The organism is Scytonema sp. NUACC21 (assembly GCF_054684315.1).
In genome coordinates this window covers 1-22,462 of record NZ_BAAFZH010000102.1, presented here as the reverse complement: position 1 = coordinate 22,462, position 22,462 = coordinate 1, and the positions used below count along the sequence as shown (strand labels likewise).

The following is a 22,462-nucleotide window of genomic DNA, read 5'->3' as shown; positions in this document are numbered from 1 at the left end:
TCAGGTCATGTAGCCGTTTATGTATTGCATAAGAAACACACTTTTATCACTTTTATTACTTTAATGTTAAATCAATAAAATTTACAGTTTCTTTAAAAAGATTCCATATTTCTACTTGAAATTGCAAAAGATAAAAGATATATTTAGTTTCGACAATATGTAACAGTAACAAGTCAGTATGCTTAGAGCTTAAAGTTACAAATAACTGAAAGTGCAACTAAATTGAAAGTGTGTTTGAAGACATCAATTGGTTTGCAACCGTTACCGTTTGTACTTGTAGTTCTGGACGTCATACTGAGAAACGGGTTCGTTGAAGTATAGAAAGGTTTGAAAAATTATGCAACCTCTCTGTGCATTTACCAACATTGGTGAAAGTCGTAGATGTTATGGCAGGCAAAATTGCATTCGCTGCCCTTGCAAGTGCAACCCAAGGCAGTTTGGAGATCGCAGCGATATTAAACAGTGCCATATTGGTACAATAGTATACAAAGAGTAAGCTGAAGGATTTTTCTTGCACCCTTAGCAAGGCAATACACGCAGCTGTTGCTCAAAAGATATTGCTAAAGAGGGAAGCGAATGAAATACAGTTTAATCGAGTGTAAAGACTGACAATTTGGTACTTAAACCCGTTCAATTGAAGTTGAACAGCGATCGCAAGCGGTAAACATTCAAAATGAAGTTAAAATCACATCTTTCTATAGAGGTATTACTGGAGTATTATTTTCAAGTTGCTGAAAGATAGCCTATGCTATGAGACCGAAGTATCAGCATTACTATTTCAATGTCGGCTGCAATTTCGCATTGAACTATAGTTAGGAAATTAGTTTAGTATGGAAACAAAAGGCTATCAAGAAGAAATAGATATTCAAAAATACTTGCTAGTTTTGAAGCGACGCTGGCAAACCATAGTCGCAGTTCTTGTTGCTTCCCTGGGATTATCAGCAGTGGGAATTTCTCTACAAAAGCCGAAGTATCAAGCGACTGGGATACTTCTATTCCAATCAGACAGAACTTCATCGCTGACAAAAGCAGGAGAGAAGATCGGACATCTTGAATCCTTAATGCGTGAGGGAAACCCATTAGATACCCAAGCTGTAGTTGTGGGTGCTCAACCTATTTTGAAACAAGTTATTAATACCTTAGAGTTGAAAGGAGATGATGGGAAACCTCTCGAGCCAGAATTACTTGAAATCAAAGTAGAACCAGTTGTAGGCACGGATGTTTTAAAAGTTTATTATACATCGGAGAAGGCAGAACTTGCAGCAGAAGTTGTCAACCAGGTAATGAAAACCTACGTTGATAATAACATTCAAACAAACCAATCTCAAGTTCTTGCTGCCGGAGAATTTATTAAGAAACAACTGCCCTATGCTCGGGCAGAATTGGATAGAGCATCAGAAGCACTGCGCCAGTTTAAAGCTCGCAATAAGATTGTCCAGTTGCCAGAAGAGGCAAGCGCTGCTATTAGTAATGTTGCCCAGCTAGAGGAAGAAATAAATCAAGCTCAGGCGACCCTAGCGGAGGTGACTGCTCAACAAGCACAAGTCAGTAAAGAACTCAAATTGGCTGGGGCAAATGCCGTAGATATTACATCCTTAAATCAAACGGCTGGCGTACAGGATGTCTTGGGAGAATTACAAAAGGTACAAACAAAGCTAGCAACGGAAAGAGCACGCTACACGGAAGAGCATCCATTTATTACTAACTTAAAGAATCAGGAAGCAACTCTCAATTCTTTACTTCAAGCGCGGATAGGTCAGGTTTCTGGTTCTCAGCAGAAGGTCGCCACTGGAAAGTTGCAGATGGGGAAAATCAAACAAGATTTGGCGACTGAATATGCTCGGTTAGAAACACAACGCCAGGGTTTGGAAAAGAAAACACAAGCGTTGTCTCGTATCCGAGAGACATACAAACAGAGGCTGACAGCCCTACCAAATTTGGAGAAAACACAAGGAGATTTGGAGCGTCGTCTAAACCTCGCACAAAAAAACTACGAAAATCTGACATCAAGACTCCAAGAAATCCAAGTAGCTGAAAAGCAAACCGTTGGCAATGCTAGAATCGTACAACCTGCCGAGGTTCCCAAAAGACCAACTCTTTCTAAGTTAACCTTGCTATTGGGAGGGGGTGGTGTATTTGGTGGTTTGTTGCTTGGTATAGCTGCAGCATTTTTTGTGGATTTGGTAGACAGGTCGCTAAAAACAGTTCAGGAAACCGAAGCATTTTTTGGCTACACCCTAATGGGGTTAATTCCACATTTTGAATCAAATACCACATCGACTTCCATGACTTTGATGCGTGAAGGAATCTCTCCTCGCATTGTTGTGGCTACCTATCCTCGTACAGTGATTCATGAAGCGTACCAAATGCTTCAGGCAAACTTAAAGTTCATCAGTCACAGAAAGGTTCGCACCATTGTCGTGACCAGTTCTGTTCCTGGTGAGGGAAAATCAGAAGTGTCTGCCAATTTAGCGGCGGTACTAGCTCAAGCAGAGCGAAGAGTTTTGCTGATTGATGCAGATATGCGCCACCCAACGCAACATCATCTGTGGGGTCTTATCAACTCAGTGGGTTTAAGTAACGTTATTGTCGGTCACGATGAATTTTTACAAGCTGTACAGGAGGTGACAAAACAATTATCCGTCCTGACTGCAGGAGTTCAACCTCCTAATCCCCTTGCTTTGATTGATTCAGAACGTATGACTGCTCTCATTCAGATGTTTTCTGAAAATTACGATTACATCGTGATTGACACTCCTCCCCTAGCTGGGACAGCTGATGCAGCAATTTTAGGAAAAATGACGGACGGAGTTTTGTTGGTAACCAGACCCGGTGTTGTTGATTTAGAGAGTGCTACAGCTGCTAAGTCCCTTCTGGAACGTTCTGAAGCTAACGTTCTAGGTATCGTTGCTAACGCTGTGAAAGTGAAGCATGAACCTAGCAGTTACTTCTACTATTCCGACCCTCGAACGGAACAAAGTTTTGCAGAAACTGAAAAGGGGACTGAACGATGGGTACACAAATAAACGTGATGCCAAGTATTGACAGAGGGGAAACTTCTACTCTAAGTCTTTGGCAACTTCTTAAAGAAGACTGGATTGCCCACGGAAGAGATTGGACCAAGCCGGGATTCCGAGCCGTCGCAGTTCACCGTTTTGGTGTTTGGAGGATGAAGATTAAACCAAAGCTTTTGCGAGCACCTTTTAGCATTCTATATAAAATGCTCTATAGAAAGGTTCGCAATGGCTACGGGATTGAACTTCCATACACTGTTCAACTTGGTCGTCGCGTCATAATCGAACATCAAGGAGCTATAGTCGTTCACGGATACTGCTCTATCGACGACGATAGTATCATTCGCCAAGGAGTGACGTTGGGTAACCGTTACTTAGAGCGTCCCTTTGATGCGCCTAAATTGGGTAAGCGTGTCAATGTTGGTGCTGGTGCAAAAATCTTTGGCGATGTCACTATCGGAGATAACGCGAATATTGGTGCTAATGCTGTAGTTCTGTGCGATGTTCCTGCAGGAGCAACAGCAGTTGGAATACCTGCGAAAATTATCGCTACGAAAAAAGTTTGATTTGTATTTGTTAGTGGTTAGCGGTTAGTGGTTCTTGATGACTGCTAACTACTAGCCACTAACCACTGACTACTTTTTAATTTAGTTATTAATTGAGGTTGCAATTCTATGTCAGGAAGCCAGATCTTGACTCTGTGTACTGATGCTGTTTTGCTAGTCAGTGCATCCGGTCTTTTTAGTATCTGCTTGTTTTTTCTGATTGAATGTACTGCGGCACTGTTCCCAGCTACCATTTTACAGACTGGGGATAGATGGCAGGATGCCAAAGTAGCTGTACTGGTTCCCGCTCATAATGAAGAACTGGCGATTGGGTCAACGCTGGAAAAATTGACCCCAGTATTGAAGCAACAAGACCGCTTGATTGTTATTGCTGACAATTGCACCGATACAACAGCTGAAATCGCTCGTGCCGCAGGTGCTACAGTCTTGGAACGTCAAGATTCTCACCAAAGAGGCAAAGGGTATGCCTTGGACTATGGTTTGCGCTTTCTAGAGTCAGATCCACCTGATGTAGTTGTGATAGTAGATGCTGATTGTACAGTTCATTCAGGTGCCATTGAACAGCTTACCCGGTATGCGATCGCTACAGAGCGACCCGTACAGTCTATTTACTTAATGACAAAACCTAAAAATTCTAAGTCATCAAAAGACTTTGTTTCACAGTTTTCCATCATAGTGAGAAATTTAGTTCGTCCCCGTGGGTCAGCTTTCTTGAGAATGCCTTGCTTGTTAAACGGTACAGGTATGGCTTTCCCTTGGTCAGTGATTCGCGCTGTTAATCTAGCCAGCGGTCATATTGTTGAAGATATGAAACTAGGATTGGATTTGACTATCGCCGGACACAAACCTATGTTTTGTCCAGAAGCGACGGTAACAGCATACCTACCACCACAAGCGCAGGCAGCAAGAAGCCAGAGAACACGCTGGGAGCACGGTCATTTACAAATCATAAAGGCTTATGTTCCTCACCTGCTTAAAGCAGCAGTTTCTCAAAGAAGATTTGATTTGTTAGTAAGCGCTTTAGATTTGTGCGTGCCACCTTTATCCCTGCTCGTTGTTCTTTGGTTATCACTCATGATAATAACTCTATTGTGTGCAATTTTAGGGGCATCATGGACATCAGTGACCCTAGTTGCCACAGCAGGATTTTGTTTTCTCATGGCAATTCTTGTGGCTTGGGCTAAGTTTGCCAGCAACGACCTACCTTTACGCGAACTTTTAACGATTCCTTTTTACGTTCTTTGGAAAATTCCTGTTTATTTCAAGTTTCTGGTTAAACCCCAAAACAACTGGGTTCGGACTGAGAGAGACACAGTACACCTGACAAAGCCTTAACTTCAAAGCTTTTGAGGCTTGCACAACTTCAATTTTTAATTAAGGTAGAACTTTACTGGGGGTTTCTTTTGTGTTTTAAGCTTGCTTGTCTGCCTATAATTTCTTCTGGGGAATAATTAGGAGTCATTATGAATCCCAAAAATTTAGGTCTGACTGTACTACCCAACTATCAAGTCAAGAGTTTGCAAGATACACAAGTGATGATGGTCAGAAAATTTTTGGATGAAATGCTTAAATTTTCGAGCCTCTGGCCCGGTAAAATGAGACTTCTTGTAGAGCAAGACCCGAAAAAAACTGAACTGATAGAGACAGTGACTCTCAAGCCAAAGGAACTACCTTTCGAGTTAGAAATAGTCTCTTACAAACATCTCAGTCCCGCTGTTCTGCTTCAAAACACATCCATTGTCTACACTGCTGTTGGACACAAACACAACCGAATCAGCCAATACTGCAAATCCTCTAGTGTTCCTTGTATTTACATCTCAGAATACAGCTTAAAAGCCAGGAAACAAATCATACATTTAACCGTGAGAAATCCACTTCTCCGTTTCCGAAAAACTTTTTGGGAGGATAATCAGGAAAGAAAACAGGTAAAAGCTATCAAGTTAGCGGATGGAATTCAATGTAATGGAACTCCCACTTACGAGGAATATTCCAAGATTAACCCTAACGCATTTCTTTATTTCGATAACCGAGTTCCTAACAATTTGTTAGCAACCCGAGAAGAAGTTGAAGAAAGAACCAACTACCTGTGCAGTCAGCACAAACCTCTTCGACTTTGTTTTTCAGGTCGCCTGATCGAAATGAAAGGTGCCGATCACCTTATAGATATTGCTCAAGAACTCAAGCAATTAAAGGTTCCTTTTCAAATGTTTATCTGTGGTGATGGCAATCTTAAAGAGCCAATGCAGGTCAAAATTGCCGCTACAGGTCTAAGTGATTGTGTCAAGATGATGGGCATGCTGGGTTTCAAATCACAGTTACTTCCTTTTGTCAAACAAAATGTGGATTTATTTGTTTGCTGTCACAGACAAAGCGACCCTTCATGCACTTATCTTGAAACAATGTCATGTGGTGTACCAATTATTGGATATGCTAATGAGGCATTTATGGGAATTGTAAAATATTCTGAAGCAGGATGGCTGATTGAGATGGATCGACCGAAAGCACTAGCCTGTAAGGTTGCTGAATTGCAAAAGAACAGACAATCTGTGAGAGATAAGTCATTCAAGGCTTTAGAATTTGCCAAAAAACATACATTTGAGAAAACATATGAAAGACGTATCAAACATATAGAACAAACCTGCTACAAGTTTCATGGATGGCAGCAAGATACGTTATCCATAGTGTAGTTAAGTAGGTCAGAGTAAAAAAATCAAAAGTCATTAAACGATGACTTTTGATTTACAGCTAGAGTTCCTTTAAGTACTTCTATTAAACCTCTTTTAAGATTGTGAAAAAGTTTTTAAGACTAGCTGAGCAGGGATTTGTCATATTAGGATTATTTTTTTTCTCGGGAGCATTAGGTATAGGCGCAATAGGCGATATTCTTCCAAGTGCTGTTGTCACATCGGTGAGATATTTAGTTTGGTTTGGCTCTAGCTTCCTCGTCATTTTTCATTGGAAAAAAACATTAATCACAGCTAGTCGAGACCTCTTACTTTGTATATTAACGGTTTTATCTCTAATATCATTTTTCTGGTCTGAATTTCCAGATTTTACATTGTTTAATATGAAAGAGGTCTTGATGATGACCTCCTTTGGCTTATATTTCGCTACAAGATTTAACTTAAAAGAACAGGTACAACTTATTGCCCTTACTTTATTAATAGGGGCTTTTCTGAGTTTAGTTTTTGCCATTGGGTTGCCTTCTATTGGCAAACATGGAGCAGACCATCCAGGGGCATGGAGAGGAGTATATGGATATAAAAATAACCTTGGAAGCATGATGGTTTTATGCTCTTTAGCCTTATTTTCCCTGCCAAAAGGGACTTCAAAACTCTATAGGTGGACTGGTTTTAGTTTCGCCCTGTTGTTGATGCTGCTTTCAACATCGAAAACTTCTCTTGTGCTCTCTTTCCTGCTTATACTAATTATGGTATTTTACAAAAAATTCCGTTGGCAGGGAAAAATTAGCGTAATTTTTATAGACATTGGAATTCTGATTCTCGGATGTGTAGCTCTGGTGATTTTTAGTAATTGGGTAGAATTGATTTCTGGTTTAGGAAAAGATCCTACTCTTACTGGTCGCACGCCTTTATGGAGTGCTGTGATAGCCAGATTAATGGAAAGACCATTATTGGGTTATGGTCGTGATGCGTATTGGGCACCCAAAAGTAAGTTTGCAGTTGAAGCAGGTAAATCGATATCAGGTTGGATTCCTCCCCACGCTCACAATGGCTTTATTGATATAGCACTTGATGTCGGATTTATTGGTTTGTTAGTGTTTTTAATAAGTTTTGTTCTATCCTTTGCGCGGGCATTAAAGCGAGCTTATGCAACCAAAGATTTAGAAGAACTTTGGCCGCTAGCTTTTCTTACATTCCTGGCAATGAATAACATGACGGAAAGTTTTTTAATGCGTTTAGCTAATTTATACTGGGTTCTTTATATAACAGTAGCTTTAACTGTAAGTCAAAAAAAACTAGTTAGAAAAAACATAACTTAAGTTGATAAAAACGGATTACAATCTTAGGAGGTATTACCTTGCGACCTATTGGAATTGTTGTTATTGGACGCAACGAAGGAAAACGTCTCTACCATTGTTTCAAATCAGTGATAGGGGAAGGGAGAACTGTTGTCTACGTTGATTCAGGCTCAACAGATGGTAGTGTAGCGCTAGCTCAATCCCTTGGTGTTCATGTAGTGGAACTCGATTTATCTGTTCCCTTCACTGCTGCCCGTGCTAGAAATGCAGGGTTTGAGTACTTGTTACAAGTCAAACCAGAAGTTGAATTTGTTCAGTTTGTGGATGGGGACTGTCGGGTTGTAGAGGGATGGTTGGAACGAGCTGAAAGTGAATTAGTTGCCCAGCCTGATGTAGTTGTGGTGTGCGGTCGGCGTCGCGAAGAGTTTCCCCGTAACTCAGTTTACAATCTTCTGTGTGATATTGAGTGGAATACCCCCGTAGGCGAAGCGAAAGCCTGTGGTGGTGATGCGATGATGCGGGTGAGTGCATTCAAACAGGTTGGAGGCTACAATCCAACACTGATTGCAGGCGAAGAACCAGAACTTTGTGTGCGACTGCGTCAAATAGGTGGTAGAATTTTGCGTATTGATGCAGAAATGACATTGCACGATGCCCAAATTTTGCGCTTAGGGCAGTGGTGGAAGCGATCGATTCGTAACGGTCACGCTTATGCAGAGGGTTCTTGGCTGCACGGACGCAGCCCAGAGCGTCATTGGGTGCGAGAAAGTCGTAGAATTTGGTTCTGGAGTTTGCTTTTGCCATTGTTAGCGATCGCTGCTATTGTGCCAACTCAGGGTTTGAGCATAGTGTTACTGTTAATTGCGTATACCTTTTTAGCTTTCCGCGTTTATCGCTTTACACGCAAAAGAGGTTTTCAATCATCAGATGCAATGATTTACGCTCTGTTTTGTGTGTTAGACAAATTTCCACAACTACAGGGTCAAATTAAGTTTCACATTTCTCGGTTATTCAACCAGCAGCGCACAATTCTGGAATACAAAAGTGTGACTTCAGCAGGCTAAGAGTCAATGGTTAATGACAATTAGCAATTAACAATTAATGATACATGACAAAATAATGACAACAACACTGAAATCAGCTGTAATTGGCACGGGAGCCATATCCAAAGAGCATCTAAAATTTCTAGCTGAATGCGAGATCGCACATTTAGCAAGTGTGTGCGACCTTTCCAAGGCAGCTGCTAGGTATGCGGCGCGACGGTTTGGTGCTGACTCAATTTACACAGACTATCGCCAAATGTTGGATGAGGTGAAGCCTGATGTTGTTCACATTTTAACCCCGCCCAATACCCACAAGCGAATTGCTCAGGACTGTTTGGCAGCTAATGTACACGTTTTCTGTGAGAAACCCATTACACCCACCTACGATGAGTTCAAAGAACTTTGGGAATTTTCCCAATCTCAGAACCGTTGGCTGATTGAAAACCAGAATTACTGCTTCAACGAACAAATCCTGGCAATCAAACAATTAGTAAACGATGGTATTATCGGTGAGGTGCAGGAAGTAGAAGTCCGGATAGCAGTTGATATTCGTAGCGGCGGACCATTTGCAGACGAGAATCTGCCCAATCCGATTCACAAACTCCCTGCAGGGGTGGTTCATGATTTTATTACACATATATGTTCCTTGATTGTACGCTTCATTCCAGATGATTTCAATCGCGTGAGTGCTGCATGGAGCAATCACGGTGGTGGGAACTTGTTTAAATACGACGACTTAGATGCAATCGCGATCGCAGGTTCAAAACACGCTCGAATTCGCTTCACTTGTCACGCACTACCCACGTGTTTCTTTGTTACCGTGCGGGGTTCAAAAGGTTATGCAGAAACGGATTTGTTTCAGCCCTACCTGCGTTGTGTTGCACCTCGGGGTAGTAAACTCCTCTCGCCATTGATTAACCATTTTGTAAACGGATGGGAGTTGATGGGAGCATCGTTGACTAACTTCCGACGCAAGATTATGCAAAAAACCCCCTATGAAGGTTTGCATCGACTTCTGGATAAAACCTATGAAGCTCTGATTGATGGCAAAACCCCACCGATTGGGTTTGAAGATATGGAACGTACAAATCGATTAGTTCAATTGTTGCTTGCGGAGACCAACCGAGTATGAAACTACTAATAACAGGCGCATCAGGATATTTGGGCAAGTATGTTGTCGCTGAAGCACTGCGACGCGGGCATCAAGTGCGTGCGGTTGTGCGACCTGCCAGTTCTGTGAATCGCCTTGCATGGCACAACCACCCAAATGTAGAACTTGCCCGTCTTGATTTGCGGCGCAAGGATGGGATTGTCGATGCACTCAAAGGTGTAGATGCTGTTGTCCATTTGGCAGTGGTCAAAGATGGTGACTTTTACGCACGATTTGCCGGTACAGTCATTGCCACCGAAAACTTGCTTGACGCCATGATTGAAGCTCAAGTTTTCCGACTGGTTGACATCAGCACCTTCTCGGTGTATGACTACTCATCTAGCACAACAATTTCTGAAGATACACCCCTGGAAAGCAATCCCCTTGAGCGGGATGAATACGCACAAGTCAAGCTCCTACAGGAAGAACTTGTCCGCGAGTTCGAGGAGAATTACAGGGCTCAGGTGACATATGTTCGCCCTGGAATGATTTATGGACGAGATAGTCTGTGGAATACCTGTATTGGAGCACCGTTAATCGGTAACCTGTGGTTGAAAGTAGGCGGCAATGCCAAGTGTCCCTTGGCATACGTTGAAAATTGTGCTGACGCAATTGTCCTTGCAGTCGAGCGAAATGAGGCAATCGGGCAAACCCTAAATATTATTGATGACAATTTGCCCACCCAAAATGTTTATGCTGAGAAATTGGCTCGATACTTAGATTCTTTGCCTCGTACAATTTCCATCAGTTGGTCCCTCATGCGCTTCTTAGCCTGGATCTTGTGGACATACAATAAAGTCGTGCTCAAAGGACAGGCAAGATACCCCGGTATATTTATTCCAAGAGTACTGGATGCTAGGTTTAAGCCGTTTAACTACCCTAATGCCCGTGCAAAAAAAGTTTTAAACTGGGAACCCAGGTATTCGCTTGACACTGCTATTGAGCGCAGCTGTAGCGATCTGGAATTGTTAGACGTGCCTTCTCCCACGCCTTCATTACAAAGTGTAGGAGGCTGAGTCATGCGAATTGCTTATTTAACTGGTGAGTACCCCAGAGCAACAGATACCTTTATCCAGCGTGAAGTCGCTGGTTTAAGGGAACTTGGAGTAGAGGTGCATACCTTTTCCATTCGCCGCACTGGGGACGAACACATGGTGGGACCAGAACAAAAAAGCGAACGCGATCGCACCTTCTATATTCTTCCCCCCAATCCCATTGGGTTACTACTAGCGCATATAAGCTTATTTTTCGGTTCCCCGATGCGGTATTTGCGGGCATTGAAGCTAGCATGGTCTACACAACAGCCGGGATGGCGCGGTTTTATCTACCAATTATTCTACTTTGTAGAAGCGGGTATTCTGGCTCAACAAATCAAGACCAAACATATCGAACACCTACACAATCACTTAGCCAGTTCCAGCGGAACCGTAGCAATGTTAGCGGCTGATTTAGGTGGTTTTACTTACAGCTTCACCCTTCACGGTCCTTACATCTTTTTTGAGCCTCACCGTTGGCGACTCGACGAAAAAATCAAACGCTCGCTGTTTGTGTGCTGTATCAGCCACTATGCCCGCAGTCAAGGAATGGTATTTGCACCCATTGACAAGTGGAATCAAATGCACATTATCCATTGCGGTATCGATCCAGCTTTATTCGATGTTGTCACTCACAACCAATTAGGAAAACGGTTACTTTTTGTGGGGCGATTGGCTGCAGTAAAAGGGTTGCCTATCCTGCTAGAAAGCCTTGCTGCTTTAAAAGATGCCCATCCAGAAATTGTGCTGACAGTTGTCGGGGATGGTCCAGATCGAGCCCGACTCGAAGCAATGACTGCCGAACTAAAATTAAACAGCAATGTCAAATTTGTTGGCTATCAGTCCCAAGCAGAAGTACGCCAGCATTTGCAACAGACAGATGTGTTTGTAATGTCTAGCTTTGCAGAGGGGATACCCGTTGTACTGATGGAAGCAATGGCAGCAGGTGTGCCGATTGTAGCAACACAGATTGCTGGAGTCAGTGAGTTGGTTGAAGATGGTGTCAATGGATACTTAGTTCCAGCAGGAGATGCTATTTCCCTAGCAAATCGTATCGCAAAATTACTGCTAAACCCCGAACTTCGAGATGCATTTGGTACAGCAGGTCGAGCAAAGGTTGAACAAGACTTCAATATTATCCATGAGGTTGGACGGCTGCATTGTGTCATAACTGCAGCATTACAAGGACGAGTCGAATCGATCCGTCCCAATTTACCGCAAAAAGAAGTTTCAGTTTTCACAACCAAAAAAGAAACTGCAATCAGCCAACTATAACTAGAAAAATAGATAGACTCCCTAAATGTTGTTCTCTATACATTCCTAAAGTTTTTTATCAGTGGTGTAACGAGGAAAGACGCTTATGGCTCAGGAAATATCTACAAAAATAAAGCGGGAAAGACTGGACTGGGTAGATTATACCAAGGGGGTCGGTATCTTTTTAGTTGTGGTGGGTCACGTCCTACAGGGTTTGGTGAAAAGTTCCGTTTTGGAAGAGTCTGCGCCGATTGTCTTTGTCGATCGCTGGATTTATGCTTTTCATATGCCTTTGTTCTTTTTCGTCTCTGGTTTGTTTGTACAGCGATCGCTTTCCAAACCTTTGAAAAATTTTGTGCTTGATAAGGTGTATGTCATCGCATACCCTTATTTTGTGTGGTCGCTGATCCAGAGCTTACTACAGTTGTTCATATCGCGTTACACCAATCAACCAGTCTCACCTGCAGATATTTTAAAAATTACCTATCAACCCTACCAGCAATTTTGGTTTCTCTACACTTTGTTTGTAATTTTGCTTGCCTATGGAATTCTCCATAAGTTAAGAATCTCGCCTGCCATCTTTCTCAGTCTTTCTGCATTATTGTACATTTCCTATTGTTTCGATGTCAGCATTGGACTTTGGGGGGTATTATATTTAGTCCGGCGTTATGCTATTTACTTTGCTTTAGGGCTGATGTTTGGTATGAGTTCCTGGCTTACAGGTATCACCAAAACGAAATTGTTTCCTTTGCTTTTAACAACAGTAGTTGGATATTTAGCAATTGGGCTAGCAGTGCTATTGCAATTAACTGAAAATACTATTGCAATTTTCTTCATCGCAATAATAGGTATTGCCGCCTCAGTGGCTTTGTCCGTTCTACTGCAAAAGTTCAATAGATTCCATTTTGCAAAACAGTGGGGGGTCTTTTCTTTAGAAATTTTTGTTGCCCATATCATTACTGCATCCTCTGTTCGCATTTTACTTCAGAAACTATTTGGCATTTCAGAACCTGTCACGCATTTTCTACTAGGGTCAGCCGTTGGTATTTACGGACCGATTGTCCTCAGCATGATTTGCTCAAGGTTGGAATTTCAATATATGTTTAAACTTCGTCCTTTAAAAACTTAACTTGCTCTCTTAAGCGCAAGAATTTATCACCTTGAAATGAAAGTATGAAATCTGTAAAAAAACTTGCCATCCGTGGTGCAATTTGGACGATTCTTGGTTTTGGAGGAATTCAAATCCTACGGTTTGGTAATAATTTAATTCTAACTCGCCTGCTCGTACCAGAGTTTTTTGGTCTGATGGCTTTGGTCAACACTCTGAGAGTGGGTCTTGAATTGTTTTCAGATATAGGTATTGCTCAAAACATAGTCAACAGCAAGCGAGGTGATGAACCCGCTTTCCTCAGCACTGCAAAAACACTACAAGCAATTCGAGGTTTGGTAATCTGGCTTGTCTGCCTCGTTCTTACCTTTCCAATCTCAAAATTTTACAATGACCAACGCCTTCTATGGTTAATTCCTATCGTTGTGCTTTCCTCAGTTTTTGACGGATTAAGTTCTATTGGTCTGCACACTCTCCACCGTCGAATGGAGTTAGGTAAGCTCAACGTTTACGAACTGATATTGCAGTTTTGTTATTTTTCCACCTTAATTCTCTTAGTTTGGTGGTACCCCAATATTTGGACTTTAGGTTTTGGAGTGGCGGTAGGTGGATTGTATAAAGCGATTAGCAGCTACTGGTTAGTACCAGGATCTCCCACTCGCTTTGGCTGGGAACCGGAAGCAGTCAAAGAAATTTTGTCTTTCGGAAAATGGATGTTTATTTCATCAGGGCTGATGTTTGCGGCTGAACAAGCTGACCGTCTCGTTTTAGCTAAGCTGCTTTCATTTGAAATGCTAGGTGTCTATACAGTAGCTTACACTCTAGCAAGCATACCCCGAGAAGTTATCAGACAACTTAGCTATAAAGTGATTTTTCCGGCAATAGCTAACCTAACTGACGCACCAAGGGCAACTTTACGAACAAAAATACTCCGTCAGCGACGGTTGATGTTGTTGGGGTTTGGGGTTTTATTAGCTGCCCTCGTGACTATTGGTGATTTGGTAATAGCAGTATTGTATGACAAAAGGTACAGTCAGGCGACCTGGATGATGCCAATCCTATGCTGTGGTATCTGGTTTTCCCTGCTATTTTATACAATCAGTCCCGCTCTACTCGCAATTGGGAAACCTTTGTACTCAGCCCAAAGTAACTTTGCTCGGTTTGCAACAATTACGTTCATCCTACCCGTTTTTTTCGCTCGATTCGGGACCATTGGGGCAATTATTGTTATTGCACTAAGTGATTTTCCTCTATATATAGTTAACCTTTATGGGCTTTGGCGGGAAAAACTTTCTTGTTTTGTTCAAGATATTCAAACCACAGTCTTTTTTATCGGGGTTCTTGCCCTACTTCTGACCATTCGGAATTATTTAGGTTTCGGGCTACCGATTCAATCACTGTGGCATTAAAGTCTTTCACATTCTTTCACATATATAGGAATCCTGTTTGATTTTTAAAATATATGTCGGTAGGGCTATGCTTTACAAAGCTTAGATCTCTAAGGTATAGCCCTATCTACATGACTTAAAGAATTTTTCAAGAGTGATTTGGAATTTTTGCGCGTTCTTTGCAAGAAATCGATCGGTTCTTAAAAAAGAGAAATCATACTTTTGATAGATGCCAAAAAAAGTAATTTTTAAAAAATTTAAAAGAAAAAATGGTTGTAAAATTCTCTTTAATTTTTGAAACAAACATAGGTCTAGCTAAAGCCCACTATCCATGACTGCAGGATTATTCGAGAATCATTTAGTATAATCAATGTACAAGATAGGAAAACCTAAAAAAATGAAAGTTTAAACAAAAAAATAACGGTTAAAAGTCCTTGACAGGAAAGCTAAAATATAGGACTTTTCTATACACGTTGAATTTACTGTATCTATAAAATGTAGCCTTATAAAATTACACAATCTTGACGATTAATTGCAATAGTTTTTACATATCATTTTAGTATCCTTGATTGATAGAAATTCTCAGTTGCAGAAAATGCATAACTGTAGAAATGTTACATATAATGTTCCAGCATTATTCGTGGTGGTATACGTGATTTAAATGACCACCACAATATTATGCAATCTATCTACTAAACTACTCTTGCTATGGCGATCGCAATTCCGCTCTTGTGAGACTAGGAGTCCAAATCTTTTCTAAAGCTTAGTACCAAATTAGAACTTAAGGAGAACAACTTGAAATACTACATAGCTGTCAGCCCATCATCTGACTTAGAAAGCATAGCACAAAACGCTCAACTAGGAATATGTCCCATGCACGCTATATGGGAATTAAGCCATCTTTTAGGGGCTGAGATTTATCAAACAGGAGAAGAAGAAATTTTGCCTATAGATAAAGTGCGTGCAAAGATTATAAGTCGTCCCGAACACTGGGCTTTGGCACGCAAATTGTCTTCACAGTTTCAAGAGGACGATGTTGTTTATTGCACTGGTGAAGATATAGGTATTCCCCTAGCCACACTGAGCACTCTTCAAGGAAAGAAACCCAGATTCGTTGTCTACTTCCACAATATAAATAGACCTCGTGGTCGGTTAGCGTTAAAGTTCTTTAACTTAGCAGACAAAATAGACTTATTTGTATCTACTGCTTCTTCACAAATTAACTTTCTGCGCGAGTACTTGAGGTTACCCAAGCATCAAGTTTATCAACTTAGTTCGCAGCCAACAGACATATCCTTTTTTACTCCAGGAATAGCCTCAACCCAAAAGCAGCGTCCGATTATTGGCAGCGGAGGTTTAGAAAAACGCGACTATCGCACTCTTGCTGCTGCAATTCAAGATTTAGATGTTGACGTTAAAATCTGTGCCTTTTCTCCTAACGCAAAAAAATTAAAGAAATCTTTTCCCAACCCCATACCAGATAACATGTCATTCCGTTTTTACAACTGGCGTGAATTACTGCAATTGTACCGCGATTCAGACATCTGTGTTGTTTCCCTAATTGAGAATACCCAAGAAGCCGGACTGACTACTTTGTTTGAGGCAATGGCTTGTCGGCGACCTGTTATCATTACCCGGATGCCGGGAATTGTTGGTGATTTGATTGATATAGGTATAGTGACTGGTGTTAATCCCTATGATGCTAATGGAATGAAACAAGCAATACAGAGCCTTTTAGACAATCCTTATAAGGCTCAAATCCAAGCTCAGAGAGGATACGAACTAGTACAGAAGCAGTACAATCAGAAAACCTATGTTCGATCTTTATTCACAGAGATGACTTCTCGGTACGGCAGGGCAGTCAAGGAGGTAAGCCTGGTGTAAAGATAAAACTTATAATTATCTCACCATCAAGTCAATATTGAAATTACCCAGACTATTTCCTAGCAAAAGCTTCAACTTACGAAACCTGTCTTAATGATTTTCCCCTAAGTGTGATGAAAGAGCGCACCTTTTAGTATCATGTCCTAACAATGCTGATTCAGCTAACACCCTGTTTTTAAGTAAAAGCATTCGTGTAAAAGAAGCAAAAAATCAGGAAATAGTCAACATGCGTAATTCCAAAAAGCAAAAAACATGGTTATGGAGGAGGCAAACAGGTATTACACTGATAGCGGGTTTGGTCAGCTTTCTGATGATGTTCGGTATTCATGTTGCACTGACACAAGCGCAAGAAGTAGTTCTTCCAGAGCAACAGACACAAGGCTCGGAGCTCGTAGCGCAAAGTCCCTCTAATACCGGGTGGCGTGATGTTGCTACCCAGAATATTGAAAAATACCGCAAAGGTGATTTAACGATCGTCGTGACAGATGTCAACGGGAATCCGGTTCCGAATGCAGATGTACGCGTTGCCATGAAGCGCCACGCCTACAAATTTGGCACTGCAATTGACGATGGTCTACTGTTGAGTTCGGTTAACCCTGATAGCAGTAAGTATCGAGACAACATCTTACAGCTATTTAATGAAGCGGCGAGCGAAAATGGTCTTAAGTGGGCACTCTGGGACAACCCGGAATTACGTCCGCAAGCTATTGAAGCTGTCAAATGGCTTAGAGACAAAAATTTGACAACAAGAGGTAACAATCTGATTTGGCCAAGTTGGCGGAACTCGCCCCCTGAGTTGGAGACACTCTACAACAATACTCTCGCCCAGAAAGGAAAGGCAGCCGCTGATGAGCTTTTACGCACTCGTACCATCAACCATATCCGTGATGAAGTTAGCTACTTAAAGGGTCAGATTACAGAGTGGGATGTTGTCAATGAGCCGTGTGAGAACTTCGATTTTCAAACAATTCTGGGTCAATCGATTCTTGTAGATTGGTTTAAGGTCGCCCATGAAGCAGATCCAGATGCTGTTCTATACGTCAACCAGAACTTATATGAGAGCAGCATCAAGGCTGATGAATATGAAAGTATAATTCAGTACCTACTTGCTAATGGTGCTCCCGTTGAGGGTATTGGTATACAAGGTCATCTTCTGTTCAATGGTACTGTTATTTCAATACCGGACTTTCTCAGCACTCTCGATCGCTTTGCTAAGTTTAACCTTCCTATCAAGATTACTGAGTTCGACATCCTGACACCCGATGAGCAGTTACAGGCTGACGTAACGCGGGATTTTATGACAGCTGTTTTCAGCCATCCAGCAACCACTGGTTTTATGATGTGGGGTTTTTGGGATGGCAAACACTGGCTCTACGATGCACCAATTTATAATGCGGACTGGAGCTTAAAGCTAAGTGGTCAGGTTTACCTAGACTTAGTTTTTAATCAGTGGTGGACTAACGCACAAGGAAAAACTGATGCCAATGGAGAATACAAAATCAGGGGCTTCCTTGGAGATTATGAAGTGACTGCAAGCAACAACTTTACCAGTCAAACAGTGTCCACGACAATTTCACGTGATGGTAGGAAGTTAATAATTAGCGGCATAGCTTCCTAATTGTTCGTCCGTGCAAAATTGGCATAGCAAACAATCCCCATGCCAAACCCGTCGTCAACCCAAAAGGTGTGACAACGTAATTATTAAAACTCCACCAACCCAGAACCTGTGCTGCCAACTCTAATGGATAAGCCATCATTAAGATACTGGCAAGGGCGGCACCATTCCAACCATACTGGCTCAACCAGTAAAAACCTTGACCATTTGTAACTGCAAATAGCAGACGCGTTATCAGCAACCCGGTCACAGTTCCGTAACAACGCATACATATTGCCATAATGTAAGGCGGTGCCAAAGCTACTCCCATATCTGGCTGCGGGCACACGTGCTCGCCCATAAAATAAATGATGTCTCCAATTATGGGTAACAGGGGTAACTCAGACGCAGCCAGAAAGGGAGCAGCAATTGGTCCAACTACCATCCCCGCTAGTAAGAAATCAGCAATGAAGCTGACCCAACGAATTTCTAACCCTCTGGTGAAAGCTACGCCTTGCATTTTTTCCTCTCTTCTTTATCTGCTTACTTTTGTAGTTTATTGATTGACTCATCGTATTTTGACAAACTCTCACCATCTAATATTTTTGTGGTTTACTAAAGTAGTATACCACTATTGAATTTTTATGTATGCCCTTTTCTAAAAATCACCCATATCGCTGGCAGCCACAAGGGGAGAAGTCGCTAGATCCCAACCCCATATGCTTTAAACTAGATTCCGACCTCAAAGCGCGATTAAAAGCTATTCCTGACTGGCAAAAACGCTTGAGAGAAGCTCTGCCCGCACTTATAGATAGTTGGACTGAGGCGTAAATATCTCAAAGCAGCTTTCAGCCGTCTCTTTTGTAAGGTGGGTAGTACCCACCCTACTTACAGCAAGTAAAGCAGAAAGCGTCAATTAACTCACCTTAGCAGTGTAAGGGCTGGTCAACTTATCCAATTGCTGAATCAACAGACTGAGGAACAATCCTACATCGGTGACAACGCCGACAGATTCTATCGAACCGCGATCGCTCAATTTTGTGACCACTGCTGGATTGATATCCACACACACCATCTTCACTCCAGCAGGAGTCATATTCCCCACGCCAATTGAGTGAAGCATACTAGACAACATCAAAATCATCTCCGCACCTTTGAGCAGCCTAGCGTATTCAGTTTGCGCCTTAATCAAATCCATTTCGGTATCGGGTAAAGGACCATCATCCCGAATAGAACCAGCCAAACAGAAAGGTACGCCATTGCGGGCGCATTCATACATGACGCCAGTGGTAATAACTCCCGCCTCAACAGCCTTGGCGATGCTACCATAACGACGAATCGTGTTAATAACCTTGAGGTGATGGCGGTGACCGCCACGTACTGCAACACCTCGCTTCATATCCACGCCAAGGGAAGTACCCATGATTGCTTGCTCGATATCATGGACGGCGATCGCATTCCCACCCAATAGTGCTTGAACGTATCCTTCTCGAATCAATCGCGCCAAATGTTCGCCACCACCAGTGTGAATGACCACTGGTCCTGCTGTCACCACTACTTTACCACCAGCATCGCGGATTTTACGCAATTCCCAAGCCACTTGCTCCACAACGAGTTCCACGCGTCGTTCGCTGGAAACACCTGCAGACATAAAGCTGAATTCTTGGGCATTTCGCTGTTCTCGCGATTCAGTTTTGCGAATGGTACGGATACCTTGGACATCCACAACCACCTGCTCGCCCACTTCTAAATCGCGTAAAATTTTACACTGCGCGAACAGCCCATTGGGAGTTTGGGAAATAGCGATCGCCCCATCCATCCGCTGATGGTGAACTTTCACCCAATTACCATTAATCCGCACCTCAGTGGGATAAATTGTGGTGACATAAAAATCGTCTGGTGCAACTCCAGGCAGAATAACAGGTTCCAGCTTGGCGTCGCGCTCATCTTGGGGTAAATCAACCGCACCCAAATCGATTAAAAGAGAAACGATAGTTTCCATAACTTCATGGGAGGGCGCTGAGACTTTCACCTCTGCTGCTGAAGTACTTTGCCGCTGTTCTCCCAATGAAAAATTTAGCACTTGGAAACTACCGCCGGGATCGACAATCAAATCCAAAGCGCGGTTAATCAAACCAGAGTCAAGTAAATGCCCTTCTATACGGATGATGCGACTTTCAACCGACACATTGGCATGGACTTCTTCCTGTATGGGTTCGGTGGAGCGCAGAGTCAAACATTTAGCTGCGCCACCAGCTTTCATAAATTCCGAGAGTGGAGTTTCCACCACTTGGAAACCAACTTGTGCAAGACGTGCTTTCAAAGCTTCCGAAGCTTTATTCATGATAACAATGTGGTCCACATTCACCGCATTGCAGGCAAAGTTGACCGCATCCGCTTCTGCTATAGCTATGCGCTTATCTTTGTGAACCCGCATTTCTATTAAGCGATTGGAGTAGGAATCAAAAGCGGGTGGATAGTACAGCAAATAGCCGTTACTCAAGGGGCAGAAGCAAGTATCTAGGTGGTAAAAGCGCTCATCTATCAGACGCAACGACAGCACCTCAATATCCAGCCATTTTGCTAGATAGGGATGAGAATCCAATTCTGTACGGAAACCATACCCAGCCCAAAGCCAGCGCCCTTCCCGATCCAGCAGTGCGTCCCCTGCACCTTCAAAAGGCAAATCTTTAGGTAGTTCGTGGACAGTATACCCATTTTCCTCAAACCACTGCTTGAAATAAGGTTCTTCTCCCTGACGCTCTTTGTGTAAAAAACGACTTAGAACTACAGTATTTCCCAGCACCAGACCGGCGTTTGCTGTAAATACCATATCAGGCCAGCCTTTCTGAGGGGGTACTAAATCTACAACCGCATGTTCTTTAAGCGTGTGATGCAGTTTTTCCCACTGTTCTACGGCGCGGTCTCTCGATGACTTGTGAATGTTCCCTTCCATCCAAGGGTTAATGACATAGTCTACATCGTAGTAGTCAGGGGAGCACATCAAAAAGCGAATCCGGGAATTCATAAAACTCACAATTGGGGGTTAGATGCTATCTGCCTTCTCAGCCTTTATTCATTACAGAATTCTGTTTAGCCAATTCTGTAAAATTTGCTACTAATTAAGTAAACAACGGCACCAAGGCTAAGCTATATTCTATCTTGTAGTACTCAAGGGATCGAACTCAGGAATGATATTAATGCTGATAAGTTACAGCGATGGATGGATGTAAACTGCAGATAAATACCTATAAATGTGGATTTTTGTCTGTTCCGTCTGCGTATATCCGCGTTTCTCAGGAGTTGCCATTTTATATATAGAATTGTTAAGAATTGATACAAAATTTATTATTTTTTTATATTACAACTTGTAGTTTATGTTGAGCGCCTAATTGACTCCCTTCTCCCCAGAAGATTACCTGTGAACTACCCACACTGACTCGGAGTACCGAGTACAGTGTTGGCTTCTGACTTCATTGACCGTTGCCCCTTGCCCTTACGAGTAGGTGGTCTTAGACAGCCTCTATCAGCAATAACGGGGCTCCCTCCGCCATTTTTTAATATCCGGATACCTTCATTTCTGATGTTCAACGCTGCGTTGCCATCGCGGTCGTGATGAGTATCGCACGACGGGCAATCCCATTCCCGCATATCGAGCGTTAACTCATCTACGACATGACCGCAGCGCGAACAGGTTTTTGAACTGGGGAAAAACCTTCCTATCTCTATGAGTTGTCCATCCTTGGCTTTTAACTTATAGTCTAGAAAGTTCACAAACATTCCCCAACCGACATCGGATATTGATTTTGCGGTTCTTGCGGTTCCGTACCATTCCCTTTACATTGAGATTCTCTACAACGATGATTTGGCTTTCATCTACCAGGAACCTACTTAGTTTGTGTAGGAAGTCCTGACGGGAATTCGATACTCTTTCGTACACTTTAGCTACGAGTTTTCTATATTTGTTTCTTGAGTTACTACCTTTAACCTTACGAGCAAACTTTTTTTGTTTCCTGGCTAGATTCCTTTCATGACGTTTTAGATGTTTTGGGTTTGAATGTTTGGTAACTTGTTTACCATCATGAACAATAGCAAAGTCTTTCAATCCCAAATCAATACCGAGTGTTCTATCACCATTCGGTTGGCTTGATTCACCTTCTACCTCACAAAGGATAGAAGCGAAGTATTTGTCTGTAGGAGTTTTGCTTATGGTGACTGTCTTGACTTTTCCTTCAATGGGTCTGTGAAAGACTGTTTTAACAACTCCAATCTTAGGGATTTCCAAACAATCACCAACAACTTTAACGTTTTGGGGATACTGGATTGACTGCTTATGGTGCTTTGATTTGAATCTCGGGAACCTAGCCCTACCTTCAAAAAAATTAGCGTAAGCCTTGTTTAGATTTATTGCTACACACTGTAAAACAGCAGAATAACAATCCTCT

19 protein-coding genes are annotated in these 22,462 nt (G+C 42.3%); 15 read left to right on the top strand and 4 right to left on the bottom strand.

Translation table 11 applies throughout. From position 1 onward, the window contains the following. The first annotated feature begins 350 nt into the window (after window positions 1-350). The 14 genes from ACYRY3_RS33580 (at window position 351) to ACYRY3_RS33515 (ending at window position 18,041) form a co-directional block, all read left to right on the top strand. Window positions 351-482: a hypothetical protein gene (locus ACYRY3_RS33580; protein WP_460206001.1), complete on the top strand. Its 132-nt coding sequence runs from the start codon at window positions 351-353 to the stop codon at window positions 480-482. A 348-nt stretch (window positions 483-830) separates the two neighbouring features. Further along, a complete protein-coding gene (locus tag ACYRY3_RS33575) occupies window positions 831-3,026 on the top strand; it encodes a GumC family protein (protein WP_460206000.1) in 2,196 nt (731 codons plus the stop codon). Next, window positions 3,011-3,580, top strand: coding sequence for a serine O-acetyltransferase (locus tag ACYRY3_RS33570; protein WP_460205999.1), 570 nt, complete (start codon window positions 3,011-3,013; stop codon window positions 3,578-3,580). The genes ACYRY3_RS33575 and ACYRY3_RS33570 overlap by 16 nt, the downstream gene beginning before the upstream one ends. 108 nt (window positions 3,581-3,688) lie before the next feature. Then, the gene (locus ACYRY3_RS33565) at window positions 3,689-4,915 is read left to right on the top strand and encodes a glycosyltransferase family 2 protein (protein ID WP_460205998.1); all 1,227 of its coding nucleotides are present in this window, start codon (window positions 3,689-3,691) and stop codon (window positions 4,913-4,915) included. A 128-nt stretch (window positions 4,916-5,043) separates the two neighbouring features. Further along, complete coding sequence (locus ACYRY3_RS33560; RefSeq protein WP_460205997.1) at window positions 5,044-6,267, top strand: glycosyltransferase; 1,224 nt, start codon at window positions 5,044-5,046, stop codon at window positions 6,265-6,267. A gap of 101 nt (window positions 6,268-6,368) precedes the next feature. After that, window positions 6,369-7,583 carry an O-antigen ligase family protein gene (locus ACYRY3_RS33555; RefSeq protein WP_460205996.1) on the top strand — a complete coding sequence of 405 codons (1,215 nt, stop codon included), beginning with the start codon at window positions 6,369-6,371 and terminating at the stop codon, window positions 7,581-7,583. A 38-nt stretch (window positions 7,584-7,621) separates the two neighbouring features. Continuing rightward, the gene (locus tag ACYRY3_RS33550; protein ID WP_460205995.1) at window positions 7,622-8,626 is read left to right on the top strand and encodes a glycosyltransferase family 2 protein; all 1,005 of its coding nucleotides are present in this window, start codon (window positions 7,622-7,624) and stop codon (window positions 8,624-8,626) included. A 55-nt stretch (window positions 8,627-8,681) separates the two neighbouring features. Next, window positions 8,682-9,737 carry a Gfo/Idh/MocA family protein gene (locus ACYRY3_RS33545; RefSeq protein ID WP_460205994.1) on the top strand — a complete coding sequence of 352 codons (1,056 nt, stop codon included), beginning with the start codon at window positions 8,682-8,684 and terminating at the stop codon, window positions 9,735-9,737. Next, a complete protein-coding gene (locus tag ACYRY3_RS33540; protein ID WP_460205993.1) occupies window positions 9,734-10,771 on the top strand; it encodes an NAD-dependent epimerase/dehydratase family protein in 1,038 nt (345 codons plus the stop codon). Before ACYRY3_RS33545 ends, ACYRY3_RS33540 begins: the two co-directional genes overlap by 4 nt. 3 nt (window positions 10,772-10,774) lie before the next feature. Then, window positions 10,775-12,064 (top strand): glycosyltransferase, encoded by a 1,290-nt coding sequence (locus ACYRY3_RS33535; RefSeq protein ID WP_460205992.1) that lies wholly within the window; start codon window positions 10,775-10,777, stop codon window positions 12,062-12,064. Window positions 12,065-12,149: 85 nt separating this feature from the next. Beyond that, window positions 12,150-13,172: an acyltransferase family protein gene (locus ACYRY3_RS33530; protein WP_460205991.1), complete on the top strand. Its 1,023-nt coding sequence runs from the start codon at window positions 12,150-12,152 to the stop codon at window positions 13,170-13,172. Window positions 13,173-13,216: 44 nt separating this feature from the next. Further along, on the top strand, window positions 13,217-14,560 hold the full coding sequence (locus ACYRY3_RS33525; RefSeq protein ID WP_460205990.1) for an oligosaccharide flippase family protein: 1,344 nt from the start codon (window positions 13,217-13,219) through the stop codon (window positions 14,558-14,560). 774 nt (window positions 14,561-15,334) lie between these two features. Continuing rightward, window positions 15,335-16,423: a glycosyltransferase family 4 protein gene (locus ACYRY3_RS33520; RefSeq protein WP_460205989.1), complete on the top strand. Its 1,089-nt coding sequence runs from the start codon at window positions 15,335-15,337 to the stop codon at window positions 16,421-16,423. A 226-nt stretch (window positions 16,424-16,649) separates the two neighbouring features. Then, window positions 16,650-18,041: an endo-1,4-beta-xylanase gene (locus tag ACYRY3_RS33515; RefSeq protein WP_460205988.1), complete on the top strand. Its 1,392-nt coding sequence runs from the start codon at window positions 16,650-16,652 to the stop codon at window positions 18,039-18,041. On the opposite strand, the gene ACYRY3_RS33510 is transcribed toward ACYRY3_RS33515, so the two are convergent. Further along, a complete protein-coding gene (locus ACYRY3_RS33510; RefSeq protein ID WP_460205987.1) occupies window positions 18,022-18,537 on the bottom strand; it encodes a DUF2085 domain-containing protein in 516 nt (171 codons plus the stop codon). The genes ACYRY3_RS33515 and ACYRY3_RS33510 overlap by 20 nt on opposite strands. Window positions 18,538-18,665: 128 nt before the next feature. On the opposite strand from ACYRY3_RS33510, the gene ACYRY3_RS33505 reads away from it, so the two are divergent. Continuing rightward, window positions 18,666-18,848 (top strand): hypothetical protein, encoded by a 183-nt coding sequence (locus ACYRY3_RS33505; protein ID WP_460205986.1) that lies wholly within the window; start codon window positions 18,666-18,668, stop codon window positions 18,846-18,848. An 85-nt stretch (window positions 18,849-18,933) separates the two neighbouring features. Here the strand turns inward: ACYRY3_RS33505 and argZ are convergent, their stop codons facing one another. From argZ to ACYRY3_RS33490, 3 genes are all read right to left on the bottom strand, one after another. After that, window positions 18,934-21,045, bottom strand: a complete 2,112-nt coding sequence (argZ, locus tag ACYRY3_RS33500) for a bifunctional arginine dihydrolase/ornithine cyclodeaminase (protein WP_460205985.1) — start codon at window positions 21,043-21,045, stop codon at window positions 18,934-18,936. 398 nt (window positions 21,046-21,443) lie between these two features. Beyond that, window positions 21,444-21,791, bottom strand: coding sequence for a zinc ribbon domain-containing protein (locus tag ACYRY3_RS33495; RefSeq protein ID WP_460205984.1), 348 nt, complete (start codon window positions 21,789-21,791; stop codon window positions 21,444-21,446). Next, a partial coding sequence (locus ACYRY3_RS33490) for an RNA-guided endonuclease InsQ/TnpB family protein (RefSeq protein WP_460205983.1) occupies window positions 21,772-22,462 on the bottom strand: 691 nt, incomplete at its 5' end. The genes ACYRY3_RS33490 and ACYRY3_RS33495, both read right to left, overlap by 20 nt.